The organism is Kitasatospora sp. NPDC043950 (assembly GCF_056435345.1).
This window is the reverse complement of the sequence record NZ_JBWKER010000016.1, coordinates 87,949-103,633: the sequence shown is the minus strand read 5'-3', so window position 1 is coordinate 103,633 and position 15,685 is coordinate 87,949. Positions and strand designations below refer to the sequence as shown.

Genomic DNA, 15,685 nt, shown 5'->3' with positions numbered 1-15,685 from the left:
CGCCCGGCGGGGACTCGGGCCCGGCTCTCAGGCGGCCAGCCGGGGGCCGTCCTCGGCGCCGTCGGCGGGAACCCGGCCATCTTCATTCACCCGTTCGGGCGTGTCGCCAGCCGGCGACCCGGTCGGCGGTGCCCCTGGCGCTGCCCGGCCGGCCGTGGTTCCGGCCGCTGCCGTCCCGATGCGCGCCTCGATCGGACTGAACGTCCCCTCGGCCCGGTCGAGCACGTAGGCCTGGGCGGTCGCGAAGTCGAAGTACATCCCGACCAGTCGCAGGGTGCCCTCCTCCACCCGGCGCTCCACGGCCGGGTTGGCCAGCAGCTGGTCCAGCTGCTGGACCACGTTGGTGATGCAGAGCTGCTCCACCAGGTCCACCACCGGCCGCGCGTCGAACCCGGCGGGGACCCGGCGGAGCCGGTCCAGCGAGCCGCGGCCGTTGCGCAGCCAGCGGGCCAGCGGGGTGGGCGGCCCGGGGCGCTCGTGCACGCCGTCCAGCAGGGCCTTCATCGCGCCGCAGCCGGAGTGGCCGCAGACCGTGATCGAGCCGACCTCCAGGACCTCGACCGCGTACTGCACCGCGGCCGCCACCGAGTCGTCGGCCGCGCCGGGCTCGTACGGGGCCGGCACCAGATTGCCGACGTTGCGGACGGTGAACAGGTCTCCCGGGCCGCTGTTGGTGATCATGCTGGTGACCATCCGGGAGTCCGCGCAGGTCAGGAAGAGCTGGGAGGGCGTCTGCCCCTCCCGGGCCAGCCGGGCGAGTTCGGGCCGGATCAGCGGGGCGGTGTGCTGCTGGAACACCCGGACGCCGTCCAGCAGTCGGCCGTGCGGATCCTCCTGCTGCTCGATGCAGTGGTGGCCGACCCAGGGCGTCCAGGCCCGGCAGCGGTGCGGACCGGGTGAACTGCCCGCCCGGACGGTGCCGTCGGGGTCGAGCACCTCGTCGTCCCTGCGGCGCGTCACCATCGAGACCCGGCCGCCCGCGGCCTGGTGGCCCGTCCGCCAACTGTGCAGCGTCTCGTACGCGGCGTGGTCCAGGAAGGAGCCGTCGTGGACCACGGTGACCTCGGAGCCGGAGGGGATCCCGGCCAGCGCCCGGCTCAGCCGGGGCACGGCGGTGAAGGTGAGCGGCCCGTGCGTCTGGACGGTGACCGCGCCCGCCGGGCCGGCCAGCACGTCCACGTGGGCGCGGGTCAGCCGGTAGAGCGCGAGTAGCACGGCGGTGCCGGCGCCGAGCGCGACGCCCCACAGCACGCCGAGCGCCACCACGGCGAGCACGGTGGTCAGGTAGACCGGGAACTCGCGGTGCCGGTGCACGTTGCGGATGTGCGCGAAGCTCACCATCTGCAGCCCGACCACCAGCACCAGCGCGGCCAGCGCGGCCAGCGGGATCCGGCGCAGCCCGCCGGTCAGCGCCAGTGCGGCGGCGAGCGCCCAGACGCCGTGCAGCACCGAGGACCACCTGCTCTGGCCGCCGGCCCGCACGTTGGCGGTGCTGCGGACGGCGCCGCCGGCGACGGGCAGCCCGCCGACCAGCCCGCTGACGATGTTGGCCAGGCCCTGGCCGCGCAGTTCGCGGTCGAGGTCGCCGGTGCGGCGGGACATCCGGTCGACCGCGACGGCGGACAGCAGCGACTCCACGCTGGCGACGGCGGTGACGGTCAGGACAGCGGCCAGCACTCCGGCCAGCGGGCCGTGCGGCAGCGCGGGCACGAGGGCGTGCGGCTGCCAGGCGGGCAGCCCGATGTGGGCGAGCCGCAGGTCCAGGGCCAGGGCGAGCGCGGTCGCGGTGGCGACGGCGGCCAGCGGGCCCGGCACCTTGGCCAGCCTGGCGCCGAACTCGCCCGCGCGGCCGGGGAGTCGGCCGAGTCGGGGCCAGCCCAGCAGGACGGCCGCGGTCACCGATCCGGCCAGCAGCGCGGGCGGGTGCGGCCCGGCCAACTGGCCTGGCAGCGCGAGGAGGTTGGCGATCGCGGAGCTCTGCGGGGAGCCGCCGAGGACGACGTGCAGCTGCGCGATGGCGATGGTGAGCCCGACCCCGGCCAGCATGCCGTGCACGATGGCGGGCGAGACGGCGAGCGCGGTCCGGGCCACCCGGCGCACGCCGAGCAGGAGTTGGAGCAGCCCGGCGGCCAGGGTGATGGCGCAGGTGGCCCGCCACCCGTACTGGACGATCAGTCCGGCGGTGATCACGGTCAGCGCGGCGGAGGGGCCGCTGACCTGGAGCGGGGTGCCGCCGAACAGCCCGACGACGATGCCGCCGACGGCCGCGGCGGCGAGGCCGGCGGTGAGCGGGGCGCCGGTGGCGAGTGCGATGCCGAGGGAGAACGGCACGGCGATCAGGAAGACCACCAGGGAGGCTGAGAGGTCCTGGGCCCAGCGGGCCTTGGTGCCGGGGCCCGGTGGCGCGTGGTCGGTGGTGTCGGAGGCGATGGGGGCGCTGGAGATGTCGAGGGTCATTGTCTTCCCGTCTGTCCGGGGGAACGAACGCAGTCAGGTCCGGCGGTGAGTCCGGGGTGGGGCTCCGGGGCGGATCGGCTGTCGTGGGTCGCGACGGTGTGGCGGGATGGCGTGGGCGCGGCGGGGAGTGCGGGTGTCACCGGCCGGACCTCGACCATCAGGGCCCGCCAGGGACCTGGGCGAGGTGCGGGACGTCTCGCCGAGGGCCGTCGGGACGGACCATCAAGACTCGGTAAACCGAGGGTAATGAAAGCTTTGCACAGCGTCATTCCGGGAGGGAAGGGGAAAACCCCCCGATTCACCCCATTGGGTGGTGTTCGAACCGCTGGGAATCTGCTGGCGGAGCCGGGGACGGCCGGGCGTTCGGTGGCGCCGGGCGGTCCGGACGTGCGGAACGGGCCGTGGCCCTCCCCGGGGAAGGGGGGAGGGCCACGGCCCGTTCGGGCGGAGCGGCGTCAGGCGCGCGCACCCGCCGGGGCGGGCCGCTCGCCGCCGACCCCGCCCAGCACGAAGGCCTCGTCCACCTGGGTCGCGAGGTCGACGCCGACCTTGGCGTTGGCCCAACTCTCCGCGTTGCGCACGTGGAAGAGCACGGCCTGCTCGGTGTAGCGGCGCACGTCCCGCTGCCCGTACGCGGACTCGGCCTCGGCCCGCAGCTCCTCCAGGACGGCCCGGTTGGTCGGCTCCAGCGACTTCAGCGGCGGCTCGGCGCCCTGCTCCAGACGGCGCACCCAGTCCGAGTGCCCGAAGGTGGTGAGCAGGTCGTCGCCGACCTCCCGGCGCAGGAACGCCAGGTCGTCCGGGCCCTGCACCTTGTTGCCGATCACCCGCAGCCGGACGCCGAAGTCGCGGGCGTAGTCCTTGTACTGGCGGTAGACGGAGACGCCCTTGCGGGTCGGTTCGGCCACCAGGAAGGTCAGGTCGAAGCGGGTGAACAGGCCGGAGGCGAAGGAGTCCGAGCCCGCCGTCATGTCGGTGACCAGGTACTCGTCGGGGCCGTCCAGCAGGTGGTTGAGCAGCAGTTCCACCGCGCCGACCTTGGAGTGGTAGCAGGCCACCCCGAGGTCCTCCTCGGTGAAGGCGCCGGTCGCCAGCAGTCGGACCGATCCCTCGTCCAGGGCGATCGGGCGGGCGCAGGCGGCGTAGACCGGGTTCTCCTCGACGATCCGCAGCAGGCGCGAACCCCGGCCGGGCGGCGTGGTCTTGATCATCTCGTCGGCCGAGCGGATCAGCGGGTTGCTGCCGCGCAGGTACTCCTTGATCTCCGGCAGGTGCGCGCCGAGCGAGGGCAGCTCCGCGGCCTGGGCATCCGTCAGACCCAGGGCCGGGCCCAGGTGCTGGTTGATGTCGGCGTCGACGGCGATGACCGGCCGGCCCGCGGCGGCCAGATGGCGGATGAACAGTGCGGACAGCGTGGTCTTCCCGCTGCCGCCCTTGCCGACGAAGGCGATCTTCATCTGGGACTCCGGCTCTCGCTCTGGGCCCGCGCTCGGGGGGCCACCTGCTCAGGGGCCGCACATGCCGAGGCGCCCTAAGTGGAAATAGTTATCGTCTCCGATAGTGGCCATGCTAGCCGGGGTTTGGGCCTCCTCGGCGGAGGGAAGTGAGGATTGCCTCTAATGGGTGATCCGGGGTTGCTGTTCCAGGAGGGGGCGGCTGTTCATTACTCTCGGGTAGGTGAGCACTGGAACAGATCCCCTCGCCCCGCTGGCCCAGCTCCCCGGGGTGCCCGACGCCGTGGCCGAGGTCCGCAAGGCCGTCGACCGGCTCTACGGCCACCGGGTGATGCGCCGCCGCGCGGCCGAGGTCACCTCCGAGTCCGCGCTGCGCGGCGCCCGCGCGTCGGCGGCGCTGGCCGGGGCCGACTGGCCGCTGGAGGAGGTCCGGCGCCGCAGCGACTTCAGCGCGGACCCCGGGGCCCGGACGGTCGGCGCGGCCCTGCGGATCGCCGCCGAGGCCGGCCAGCTGCTCAGCATCTGGCGGCACTCGCCGCTCCAGGTGCTGGCCCGGCTGCACCTGCTCGCCGTCGGCGACGGCGAGCCGTCCGCCGGGCGGCCCCGCCGCGCGGGCGAAGGCGTCGAGGACCTGTTCCCGCTGGGGCTCGAGCCGGTGGAGAGCGTCGAGGTCGTCCAGGTGGACGAACCGCTGCCCGCGCTGCCGCCCGCCCCGGGTGCCGAGGAGGTCGCGGCCCGGCTCGACCAGCTCTCCCGACTGCTGGTGGCGCGCGCCGAGGGCCAGGGCGTGGGGACGCCGGCCCTGGTGGTCGCCTCCGTGGTGCACGGCGAACTGCTCGCGCTGCGGCCGTTCGGCGCGTACAACGGCGTGATCGCGCGGGCCGCCCAGCGGATCGTGCTGCTCGCCGAGGGGCTCGACCCGAAGTCGATCTGCCCGGCCGAGGTCGGGCTGGCGGAACTCGGCACCGACGCCTACCGGCGGGCCCTGGCCGGCTATCTGGCGGGCGCGCCCGAGGGGATGGCGGCCTGGATCGCGCACTGCGGGCGGGCGCTGCGGCTCGGGGTGCGGGAGAGTACGGCGGTCTGCGAGGCGATGCAGCGCGGGATGGTCTGAGCGGGCGGGGGCCGCGGGGGCGGCGCGGGCGGGGACCGCGGGCGCTTCTGGCGCTTCCGGCACGAAGATGCGGCGGCACCCGATCCTGCCTGGTGCCGCCGCTGGTGCAGATACCGGGTGACCATGCATGCACCGGAAGTGCTGATCAGACGGGGATCCTGCCCGTTCGTCTGGTCCAGCGGCCCGACAGCGGGTCGGCTGCATGTGGGTGCTCGGATACCTGAACACGCGGTCCGTGGGGCCTTAACTGCGTTGTCGGTTTGACCTCTTCGGGTCCTGACCGGGTCTCGCGGGCCGTGCTTCATTTGTATCGCGTTTCGGGCGAAAGGGGAACCCGAAAAGAGAACTCTGTGCTGATTGTCTGATTTGCCCTGCGCTGCGGGGCCTGCGGTTGCCCGCGTTGCGGGGCCCGAGGCGGGCGGTTCAGGCCTCCGGGCGGCGCCGGTGGGCCAGGTACCAGATGACCCCGGCGGTCACGGCCGCCGTCCCGATCGCAACGGCCGTCAGCACCGAGCCGCTCGGCGCGGAGAACTCCGGGAGCCGCCGCCGCAGTTCCACCGGCCGGTCGAAGACCAGCACCGGCCACTCCCGGGCCTGCGCCTCCTTCCGCAGCGCGCGGTCGGGGTTGACCGCCGACGGGTGGCCGACGGCCTCCAGTAGTGGCAGGTCGGTGGAGGAGTCGCTGTAGGCGTAGGACGCGGCCAGGTCGTAGCCCTCGGACTCGGCCAACTCCCGGATGGCGGCAGCCTTGTTCTCGGCGTAGGCGTAGTACTCGATCTCGCCGGTGTAGCAGCCGTCCTCGACCTTGAGCCGGGTGGCGATCACGTGGTCCGCGCCGAGCAGCGCGCCGATCGGCTCGACCACCTCGGAGCCCGAACTGCTGACGATCACCACGTCCCGACCGGCCGCGTGGTGCTGCTCGATCAGTGAGGCGGCCTCGTCGTAGATGATCGGGTCGATCAGGTTGTGCAGCGTCTCCGCGACGATCTCGCGGACCTGCTGGACGTTCCAGCCCCGGGTGAGCGAGGAGAGGTACTCGCGCATCTTCTCCATCTGGTCGTGGTCCGCGCCGCCGACCAGGAAGACGAACTGGGCGTACGCGCTGCGCAGTACGGCCCGACGGTTGATCAGACCGCCCTGGTAGAACGGGCGGCTGAAGGCCAGCGCGCTCGACTTGGCGATGATGGTCTTGTCCAGGTCGAAGAAGGCCGCCGTGCGCGGCCCGCCCGGCCCGGGGCGAACGGGTGAGCGGGTCTGCGCGGGCCCGGTGGCCTCGCCCGGGGACTCGTCGGCGTGGTCGTCGGCGTTCTCGGTGGTGTCCACGGGAACCGAGGATAGAGGGAGCCGCAAAACAGGCCGCCATTCGGTGTACTCGTGGGCGTGCGGGTTTGTGTTTCTGGCCGCTCGGGTACACCATGGAAGTCACGGATCGTTCGCGACCGTGCTAACCCGGTCCGGCTCCTCCCCCCCGAGTCGGGCCGTGGATAGACGACCCCCGCTCTCCCCCCCGGCGGGGGTCGTCGCACGTCCGGGGCCATTTTTGGGCCCTGAAGGCCCCTCGCGGCGAGCGCCGCGGCCGCCCTGCCGACGGTGTACGGGGGGTGTCGACACCCTGGTCCACTGACCACCTTTCGTCACTCTGCGTCGCTGTTTGCTCATGGCTGCCCGTGGCTCTTCGGCTGGTTCCGATCGGTGGGCAGAGCTGCTGCGGCGGGGTGCCCGAGGGGGCGGCCGGGAGGGTCCGTCGGGTGGCCGGCGAGGGTGCGACGGGCTTCCGGTTCACATCCGTGATCCCCGATCGTCAATTCTTTGACGATAAATCCCTCGCCCGGGTGAACGTTTTCCTCCACAGCCCACGAGTTATCCACAGGTATTCGCATCGTGGATGACGGAATCCCGATCTCCCCCCACCGTGATGGTCGGCGGCGGTCGCCGGGCGGATCTCACCTCCCTCTCTCCCACGAGGTCTGCCGGGCGGCCGTTCGCCGGAACCGTCCGACGTGCGCCCCGGACCGCCCCTGGCGGCCGGGGGCGCAGAGGGGAGCCCACCATGTCGACGCCGATCGCCGACCACGCCACCACCGAAGGGCCCGGGGCCAGCGGCCCGCTCGTCGTCACCGAGGACGAGGGCCTGGCCGAGCACCTGCTGCGGCTCTGCGCGGCCGCCGGCACCGAACCGAGGCTGATCCGGGGCGCACCACCGCCGCGCGAGCTCTGGGAGGGCGCCTCACTGGTGCTCATCGGGGACGACCAGGCCGCCCGGTGCGCCGGGCTCGGCCGGCGCGGCGGGGTGCTGCTGCTCGGGCTGGACCTCGACGACGCCGGGGTGTGGGTCAGAGCCGTCCAACTCGGCGCCGAACACGTGCTGTTCCTCCCCGACGCCGAGGCCTGGCTGCTCGACCGGATCGCCGACGCGGCCGAGGGCGCCGGCTCCCCGGCGCTCACCGTCGCCGTGCTCGGCGGCCGGGGCGGGGCCGGAGCCTCGACCCTGGCCTGCGCCCTCGCGGTCACGGCCGCGCGGGCGGGGCGGCGGACGATGCTCATCGACGGAGATCCGCTGGGCGGCGGCCTCGACATCCTGCTCGGCGGCGAGGCGGCCCGCGGGCTGCGCTGGCCCGATCTGGCCGGCTCGCGCGGGCGGGTCAGCGGGGTCGAACTGGCCAGGGCGCTACCGGTGCTCAAACGGCTCTCCGCGCTCTCCTGCCTGTCCTGGGATCGCGGCGACACCCTGACCGTGCCGCCGGAGGCCATGCGCAGCGTGCTGGCCGCCTCCCGGCGGCGCGGTGGGCTGGTCGTCGTCGACGTGCCGCGCCATCTCGACGCGGCCGCCGGGCAAGCTCTGGAGCAGTCCGACCTGGCGCTGCTGGTGGTGCCGGCCGAACTGCGCGCGGTGGCCGCCGCCGACCGGGTCGCGGCGGCCACCCGGATGCGGCTCGGGGACGTCCGGGCGGTGGTGCGGTCGCCGCGCACCTTCGGACTCCCGGCCCACCGGATCGCCCGCGGGCTGCGACTGGAGCTCGCGGGGGAGTTGGAGCCGGAACCCGGCCTGGCGGAGGACGTCGAGAAGGGCGTCCCGCCCGGAATCCGGGACGGCGGCCCGCTCGCGCGCTTCTGCGAGACCTTCCTGGACGAGGTGCTGCCGCCGGTGCCGGCGGTCGGAGGAGGTGTGTACTGATGGTCCGTCTGCGTAGAACAGGCCCCACCGTGCGGGCGGGGGGCGGTCCGAAGAGCCGGGGCGAGGGTGCGCGGGAGCACCGGTCGCTCATGAGCGTGCCGCCGCCCGGCGGGTCACCCGAAGCGCCGCGCCACCCCTGCCCGTACGGGCGCACCGCCCGGGAGGAGCGGACGGCGGAGCTGGTGGACGCGGTCCGGCTGCGGCTGGCCGAGTCGGGTGCCGCCCCGACGGCGGGGTCGGTCGCGGCGGTGCTGCGGGCCACCCGGCCGCCGCTCGGCGGGGACGAAGTCCTGGACACCGTGCGCTCGCTGCGTGCCGAACTGGTGGGTGCGGGCCCGCTGGAGCGGCTGCTGGCGGCGCCCGACGTCACGGACGTCCTGGTGAACGGTCCGGACGAGGTGTGGGTCGACCGTGGCGGCGGCCTGCACCGGGCCACCGGAATCCGGTTCGCCGACGCCGAGGCGGTACGGCGGCTGGCCCACCGGCTGGCCACCGCGGCCGGGCGGCGGCTGGACGACGCGCGGCCCTGGGTGGACGCCCGGCTGCCGGACGGCACCCGCCTGCACGCCGTGCTGCCGCCGATCGCGGCCGGCTGCACGCACATCTCGCTGCGGGTCTGCCGGCCCCAGCCGTTCACGCTCGACGAACTGGTGGCGGGCGGGGCGCTGCCGCCGGAGGGCGCCGGCCTGCTGGCCGGCATCCTGCGCGCCAGGCTGTCGCTGCTGGTGTCCGGCGGGGCGGGCACGGGCAAGACCACGTTGCTCGCGGCCCTGCTCGGCCTGGTCGGGCCGGAGGAGCGGATCGTCATCGCGGAGGACTCCGCCGAACTGCGGCCGGCCCATCCGCACGTGGTCCGGTTGCAGAGCAGGCCGCCCAACCAGGAGGGGCTGGGTGAGCTCACGCTGCGGGACCTCGTCCGGCAGGCGCTACGGATGCGTCCGGACCGGCTGGTGATCGGAGAGGTCCGCGGGGCCGAGGTGTCGGACCTGCTGGCCGCGCTGAACACCGGGCACGAAGGCGGCTGCGGCACGGTGCACGCCAACACGGCGGCGGACGTGCCGGTCCGGCTGGAGGCGCTGGGCTCGCTCGCCGGGCTCGACCGGCCCGCGCTGCACAGCCAACTCCGGGCCGCGCTCGACCTGGTGGTGCACCTGGTCAGGGAGCCGGGCTCGGGGCGCCGCCGGGTGGCGGAGATCCACACGCTGGCCGCCGGCCGTGACGGGCTGGCCGTCACCACCCCGGCGGTGGAGTTCCCGGTGGTGGGCGGTCTGGTCCCCGGGGCGGGCTGGGAGCGACTGGTCGGGCTGCTGGCGGTGCGCGGGGTGTCGCTCGCGGCGGGGCCGACGTGACGGCGGCGGTGGCCGGGTTGGCGGGTGCGGGGGCGCGGGCGGTGGAACTCGCGTTCGTCCTGCTGCTGGGCGGGTGTGCGGCGGGCGCCCTGACGCTGCTCGGGGCGTGGAACAGGAAAGACCGACGACCGGGAGGTTCCTGACGTGATGGGTGATCAGAGTTCTTTCTGCTGGGTATTGGTGCTGTGCCTGGTGGCCCTCGCTGCGTGGCGTGCGGTGCAGGAGCAGCTGCCGGGTGGGCGGCGGTACAGGCTGGTGCTGGCCGGCAGCGGGCCCCCGCCCGTTCCGGTGCCGGGCCCGCCGGCGGTGACCGCGGGGCGCGCTCGGCCGCGACCGTCCGACTGGCGGGCGACCGAACTGTTGCTCCTGCCCGCGGGGTTGGCCGTCGGGCAAGCGACCTCCTCGCCGCTGCCGGTGCTCGCCGCCGGGCTGGCCGTACTGCCGCTGCGGCGGTGGCGGCTGCGGCGGCGCGTGACGGTGGAGGCCGGGCGGCGGGCGGCCTCCGTGGTGGAGCTCTGCGCAGGGCTGGCAGGGGAGTTGCGCAGCGGGGCGACGCCGGAGCAGGCGTTGCACCTGGTCACGGCCCGCCTCGCGGCCGACCCGGACGGGCTGCGCAGGCTCGGCGAGGAGCCGGTGGCGCGGCTCGCGGCGGGCCGGTACGGCGGGGACGTGCCCGCCGCGCTGCACCTGCTCGCCGAACTGCCGGGCGGGAGCGGCGCGTCGGCGATCGCGGCCTGCTGGCGGGTCGCGTCCGACAGCGGGTCGGGGCTGGCCGTCGCGCTGGACCGGGTGGCGGAGGCGCTGCGCGGCGAGCGGGCGCTGGCGGAGGAGATCGCCGGGGAGCTGGCGGGCCCGCGGACCACGATCGCCGTCCTGGCCGCTCTGCCGGCCGCCGGGCTGCTGCTGGGGGCGGCGCTCGGGGCCCGGCCGGTGGGCGTCCTGCTGCACACGCCGGCCGGGCTGGGGTGCCTCGCTGCGGGGGCGGCACTGGAGGGGCTGGGCGTGCTCTGGACAGCGCGCATCGTCCGGGCGGCGGCCCAGGGCGCCTTGGAGGCGCCCCGGCGGGCTGCCGGGGTGCGGGGCACTGGTGGCGGCGGGAGCTGCGGGCTCTCACGGGTACGGGCGCGGGTGCGGACACGGGCGGAGGTGGTGTCGGGGTGAATCGGGGAGTCGGGTGGGTGGTCGTCGGGGCTCCGGTGGTGGTGGCAGGCGTGGTGCTGGTGTGCGGGTGGGCGCGACAGCGGCGGGCGCTCGGCCGGGTGTTGGCGCGGGTGTCGCCGGGGGCGGGGGTGGGGGCGTCGGCTTCTGGTGGTGGTGGTGGTGGTGGTGGTGGTGGTGGCGGCGGTGGCGGGCGGTGGCGGCCCGTGGCCCTGGCGGTGGGCTCCGGGGCCGGCGCGGCGGTGCTGCTCGGCGGCGCCGTCGGGGTGGTCGTCGGGGCGCTGCTTGCGGCGGGTGTGCACCGGTGGTCGGCCCGGGTGCGGTCCCCGACGGAGCGGCGGGCGGTCCTGGAGGAGGAACTGCTGACCAGGCAACTCCCGCTGAGTGCGGAGCTGTTGGCGGCCTGCCTCGGTTCGGCGGCCTCACCCTCGGCAGCGGTGTCGGCGGTCGGCCGGAGCGTGGGGGCACCGATGGGGCCCCGGCTGGTCGCGATCGGTGCCGAACTGGCCCTGGGCGCACCGCCGGAACTGTGCTGGAGCCGTCTGGGCGAGCAGCACCCGTCGCTGGCCCCGCTGGCGCGCTGCCTGGTCCGGACGAGCCTCGGCGGGGCTCCGGCGGCCGGGCCCTTGATCGGGCTCGCGCAGGGGCGGCGGACGGCGGCAGCCCGGGCGGCCCACGCCCGGGTCCGCCGGGCGGGGGTGCTCGCCACCGCTCCGCTCGGACTCTGCTTCCTCCCGGCCTTCGTCCTGATCGGCGTGGTGCCGGTCGTCATCGGCCTCACCACCCGCTTCGCCCAGGGCGGTTGAACGAGGGCCGCGCCAAGCGGATCGGCGGCGGATCCGTGGGCAGCGGCGTCGGCGGCAGCCGCGTAGACGGCACCGGGGGCATCGGTACGGCGGGGGCATCGGTATTTCGTATTTCGTATTTCGGAGACAGGAGAGATTCATGACCGCAGTGATCGCAACGAGGCCCGGCAGCGGGCTCGCGCTCCGGCACGCGCCCGGGGTATGGCGGCGCAGGAGCCGCTGGGCGGCCCGCCGGATGCGCGGGATGGCCCGGAGCCGGGGCCGGTCGGACGCCGGGATGACCACGGCGGAATATGCCGTCGGCACCTTGGCCGCGTGTGCCCTCGCGGCCGGGCTGTACAAGGTGGTGACCAGCGCGACCATCATGGGGGCGCTGACCGATTCACTGGAACGGGCGCTTCATGCGACCTAGCGACCGTCCACGAACTCCCGCCTGCGCGGCGGCGTTGGGGAGCGGGTCTCGTCGCGTTGCCGTAGGCCGCCCGGCGGCCCCCGGCCTTCGGCCGGGAGGTGCCCCCACCGCGTCCTGCCCCTCCGCCGCCGTTCGGTGCACGCACCCCGACGCCGCCGCGCACCGCCTCCGGGCGGATGGCGTGAGGCCGAGGGCTCACCCCGGCCTGGCGGCGGCACGTGGTGGTGGGCGGGCGTGGTCGCTGCGGCCGGGCCGGCGCGGCGATGCGGGCTTCGTCACGGCGGAGACCGCGGTGGCCCTGCCAGCGCTCGTCCTGCTCGCGGCGATGCTGATCTGGGGCGTGCTGGCGGCGGCCGCGCAGATCCGCTGTGTGGACGCGGCCCGGGTCGGGGCCAGGGCGGCCGCACGCGGGGAGGCGGACGCCGCCGAACTCGCCCGCGCGGCCGCGCCGCCGGGGGCTCAGGTACGGGTGGCGATGGCGGCGGAGGTGGTGCGGGTGGAGGTGGACGCGCCGTGCGGGGCGCCGGGCAGGCTCGGCGGGCTGCTCGCGGTACGGCTGGGCGCGACCGCGGTGGCGGCGCGGGAGGACACCCTCGTAGGGGTCACGGGAAGTGCGGGAATCGCGGGAGGTGGTGGTTCATGGCCGGCCTGACCGGGGTGCGGTCAAGGGCGCGGCGGTGGGCGAGAACGCGTACCGCCCGGGTGGCCGCCGTCGGCGGGCGCGGGCCGGACGCCGGTTCGGCGACGGTCTGGCTGCTCGCCCTGGCGATGCTCGGCACGGCGGTCTTCGCCGGGACGATCGCGGTCGGAGCGGTGGTCGCCGCGCGGCACCGGGCCGAGTCGGCCGCCGACCTGGCGGCGCTCGCGGCCGCGGACCGGCTGCTGCTGGACCCGGACGGCGGGTGCGGGCGGGCCGAGGGGATCGCCGCCGCGCAGGGCGCCGGCCTGGTGTCCTGCACGGTGGACCGGACGGGGGACGCCGTCGAGGTGGTGGCCGAGGTGACGGTCAGTGGGCTGCCGGCGCGTCTGCCGGTCGGTCCGGCGCGGGCGAGGGCGCGGGCCGGGCCGGTGCGGGCCGCGGTCACCGCCGCCGAGGACGGCCTCGGCGGGTCGACCGGCGGGTCGGCGGCGGGCTCATGAGCCGGTCGGCGGCCCAGCGTCCGCGCTCGGCTCGGGCTTCGCCCCGGAGTTCGTCTCCTAGTCCTTCTCGGAGTCCGTCCCGTGGTCCGCTTCGGAGCTCGCTGAGGGGCCTGCTGAGGGGTCCGCCGTCCCGGAGCCTGCCGTCCCGGAGCCTGCCGTCCTGGGGGCGCCGGCCAGCAGGACGTCCAGCAGTTGGACGGCCGCGGCCTTGTCCAGCGGTTCGTTCCCGTTGCCGCACTTGGGTGACTGGACGCAGGACGGGCAGCCGCGCTCGCACTCGCAGGAGGCGATCGCCTCGCGCGTGGCCGTCAGCCACTCGACGGCCCGCTGGAAGCCGCGTTCGGCGAAGCCGGCCCCGCCCGGGTGGCCGTCGTAGACGAACACGGTGGGCAGTTCGGTGTCGGGGTGCAGCGGGACGGAGACGCCGCCGATGTCCCAGCGGTCGCAGGTGGCGAACAGCGGCAGCAGGCCGATCGAGGCGTGTTCGGCGGCGTGGGCGGCGCCGGGCAGCTGGTCGAGCGGAAGGTCCGCGTCCAGCAGCTGGTCCTCGGTGACGGACCACCAGACCGCGCGGGTGCGCAGCGTGCGGGGCGGTAGGTCGAGCTTGCTCTCGCCCATGATCTCCCCGGTGGAGATCCGCTTCCGGAGGTAGCCGACCACCTGGTTGACCACCTCCACCGAACCGAAGCTGAGCCGGCCCTCGCCCCAGGCAACGGTGGTGTCGGTGTCGAGCACGGAGATGGAGGTGATGTCGCGGGCGGCCGTGGTGTACGGCGGGTCGGCCGGCTCGACCAGGGCGACCGAGTTCTCCAGGTCGAGTTCCCGGACCAGGAAGGTGCGGCCCTGGTGCAGGTGGACGGCCCCGGTGTGGACGGTGGTGTGGGCGGCCGCGGCGTCCACCGTGCCGAGCAGTCGGCCGGTGTCGGCCTCGACGATCTGCACCGGGCTGCCGCCGCTGCCGCGCAGGTCGACGGCGTCGGCCGCGCGTTCGCGGCGGGTCCAGTACCAGGAGCCGTCGCTGCGCCGGCGCAGCAGGCCGCGCCGTTCCAGGACGAGCAGCAGCGGTGCGGTGGAGGGGCCGAACAGCTCCAGGTCGGCGTCGGTGAGCGGGAGTTCGGCGGCTGCCGCGCACAGGTGCGGCGCGAGCACGTGGGGGTTGTCCGGGTCGAGCACGGTGGCTTCGACGGGCGCCGCGAACAGCGCCTCCGGGTGGTGCACCAGGTAGGTGTCCAGCGGGTCGTCCCGGGCGATCAGGATGGCCAGCGCGCCCTGGGCCTCGCGGCCCGCCCGCCCGGCCTGCTGCCAGAGCGAGGCCCGGGTGCCGGGGTAGCCGGCCATCAGGACGGCGTCGAGGCCGGAGACGTCGACGCCGAGTTCGAGGGCGGAGGTGGAGGCGAGTCCGAGCAGTCGGCCGGTGTGCAGCGCGCGTTCCAGGGCCCGGCGTTCGTCGGCGAGGTATCCGCCGCGGTAGGCGGCCACCCGGTCGGCGAGCGGTCGGCCGAGCTGGTCCTGGGTCTGGAGGGCGACGAGTTCGGCGGCCCGGCGGGAGCGGACGAAGACGACGGTGCGGGTCTGGCGCTCGACCAGGTCGGTCAGCAGGTGCGCGGCCTCGGCGGTGGCCGTGCGGCGGACGGGCGCGCCGTGTTCGCCGACGTTCTCGGTCAGCGGCGGCTCCCAGAGGCCGAAGACCATCGGCCCGCGCGGCGAGGCGTCCTCGGTGACCGCCCGGGCGGGCAGGCCGGTCAGACGCTCGGCGGTGGCGGCCGGGTCGGCGGTGGTGGCGGAGGCGAGCAGGAAGGTGGGTGACGAACCGTATCGGGCGCAGACGCGGCGCAGCCGCCGGAGGACCTGGGCGACGTGTGAGCCGAACACGCCCCGGTAGCTGTGGCACTCGTCGACGACCACGTAGCGCAGCACCTTGAGGAAGGAGGCCCAGCGGGCGTGGGCGGGCAGGATGCCGCGGTGCAGCATGTCCGGGTTGGTGAGCACGTACGAGGCGTACTGGCGGACCCACTCGCGTTCCTCGGGCGGGGTGTCGCCGTCGTAGAGGGCGGGTCGGACCCGGGGCGGGGCTAGTTCGGCGGCCCGGCGGCGCTGGTCGGCGGCGAGCGCCTTGGTCGGGGCGAGGTAGAGCGCGGTGGCGCCGCGGCCGTTGCGGGCCTCGGTGCCCTCCAGCAGGTCGCTGAGGACCGGGGCCAGGTAGCCGAGCGACTTGCCCGAGGCGGTCCCTGTGGCGATCACCACAGTCTGACCGCTTTTGGCCAGTTTCATCGCTTCTGCCTGGTGCGCCCAGGGCTGCTCCACGCCGACGGCGAGCGCGGCGGCCACGATCTCGGGCCGGATCGACTCGGGCCACGGCGCATAACGCGCAGGTCGGGCGGGAAGGTGCTCCGTATGGGTGAGCCGGTCGGACCGCCCCCGGCTGGTGGACAGGGTCGTGAGCAGTGCCTCGGGCAGGCTGTGTCGGGGCGGCATGAGGACCCAGTGTGTCACCGGCGTGACGGAGAATCGTCGTAAGCCATCGTGCGGGCATGGTCGCAGGTGGTTGAATGTGGCCGTGACGGCCGGATGGCCGTGGGTCGCAGCGCCGAGGCTTGCCACGTGTGGCTGGGCGCGCCCG

Annotated in this window: 12 protein-coding genes; 8 read left to right on the top strand and 4 right to left on the bottom strand. The window is 75.2% G+C overall.

The features are described from left to right. Positions 1–27: 27 nt before the first annotated feature. Together AC07BF_RS13670 and AC07BF_RS13665 are read right to left on the bottom strand one after the other, a co-directional pair. Complete coding sequence (locus AC07BF_RS13670; protein ID WP_478333394.1) at positions 28–2,457, bottom strand: SulP family inorganic anion transporter; 2,430 nt, start codon at positions 2,455–2,457, stop codon at positions 28–30. Between the two features lie 455 nt (positions 2,458–2,912). Continuing rightward, complete coding sequence (locus AC07BF_RS13665; RefSeq protein ID WP_363587429.1) at positions 2,913–3,914, bottom strand: ATP-binding protein; 1,002 nt, start codon at positions 3,912–3,914, stop codon at positions 2,913–2,915. A 220-nt stretch (positions 3,915–4,134) separates the two neighbouring features. On the opposite strand from AC07BF_RS13665, the gene AC07BF_RS13660 reads away from it, so the two are divergent. Beyond that, a complete protein-coding gene (locus AC07BF_RS13660; protein WP_478317310.1) occupies positions 4,135–5,025 on the top strand; it encodes a Fic family protein in 891 nt (296 codons plus the stop codon). A 423-nt stretch (positions 5,026–5,448) separates the two neighbouring features. On the opposite strand, the gene AC07BF_RS13655 is transcribed toward AC07BF_RS13660, so the two are convergent. After that, complete coding sequence (locus AC07BF_RS13655; RefSeq protein WP_363587425.1) at positions 5,449–6,348, bottom strand: HAD family hydrolase; 900 nt, start codon at positions 6,346–6,348, stop codon at positions 5,449–5,451. A 727-nt stretch (positions 6,349–7,075) separates the two neighbouring features. Here AC07BF_RS13655 and ssd point away from each other — a divergent pair. From ssd to AC07BF_RS13620, 7 genes are all read left to right on the top strand, one after another. After that, on the top strand, positions 7,076–8,200 hold the full coding sequence (gene ssd, locus AC07BF_RS13650; RefSeq protein WP_363587423.1) for a septum site-determining protein Ssd: 1,125 nt from the start codon (positions 7,076–7,078) through the stop codon (positions 8,198–8,200). 89 nt (positions 8,201–8,289) lie between these two features. Next, on the top strand, positions 8,290–9,549 hold the full coding sequence (locus tag AC07BF_RS13645; protein ID WP_478333393.1) for a TadA family conjugal transfer-associated ATPase: 1,260 nt from the start codon (positions 8,290–8,292) through the stop codon (positions 9,547–9,549). Positions 9,550–9,927: 378 nt separating this feature from the next. After that, on the top strand, positions 9,928–10,710 hold the full coding sequence (locus AC07BF_RS13640) for a type II secretion system F family protein (protein ID WP_363587419.1): 783 nt from the start codon (positions 9,928–9,930) through the stop codon (positions 10,708–10,710). Positions 10,711–10,727: 17 nt separating this feature from the next. Beyond that, positions 10,728–11,513, top strand: a complete 786-nt coding sequence (locus tag AC07BF_RS13635; protein ID WP_478333392.1) for a type II secretion system F family protein — start codon at positions 10,728–10,730, stop codon at positions 11,511–11,513. 139 nt (positions 11,514–11,652) lie between these two features. Beyond that, positions 11,653–11,925 (top strand): DUF4244 domain-containing protein, encoded by a 273-nt coding sequence (locus AC07BF_RS13630; RefSeq protein ID WP_350882009.1) that lies wholly within the window; start codon positions 11,653–11,655, stop codon positions 11,923–11,925. Positions 11,926–12,217: 292 nt separating this feature from the next. Continuing rightward, positions 12,218–12,577 carry a TadE family type IV pilus minor pilin gene (locus tag AC07BF_RS13625; protein WP_400327017.1) on the top strand — a complete coding sequence of 120 codons (360 nt, stop codon included), beginning with the start codon at positions 12,218–12,220 and terminating at the stop codon, positions 12,575–12,577. Continuing rightward, positions 12,565–13,065 carry an Rv3654c family TadE-like protein gene (locus AC07BF_RS13620; protein ID WP_400986174.1) on the top strand — a complete coding sequence of 167 codons (501 nt, stop codon included), beginning with the start codon at positions 12,565–12,567 and terminating at the stop codon, positions 13,063–13,065. The genes AC07BF_RS13625 and AC07BF_RS13620 overlap by 13 nt, the downstream gene beginning before the upstream one ends. Positions 13,066–13,122: 57 nt before the next feature. Here the strand turns inward: AC07BF_RS13620 and AC07BF_RS13615 are convergent, their stop codons facing one another. Further along, positions 13,123–15,540, bottom strand: coding sequence for a DEAD/DEAH box helicase (locus tag AC07BF_RS13615; protein ID WP_478333391.1), 2,418 nt, complete (start codon positions 15,538–15,540; stop codon positions 13,123–13,125). Between the last annotated feature and the right edge of the window lie 145 nt (positions 15,541–15,685).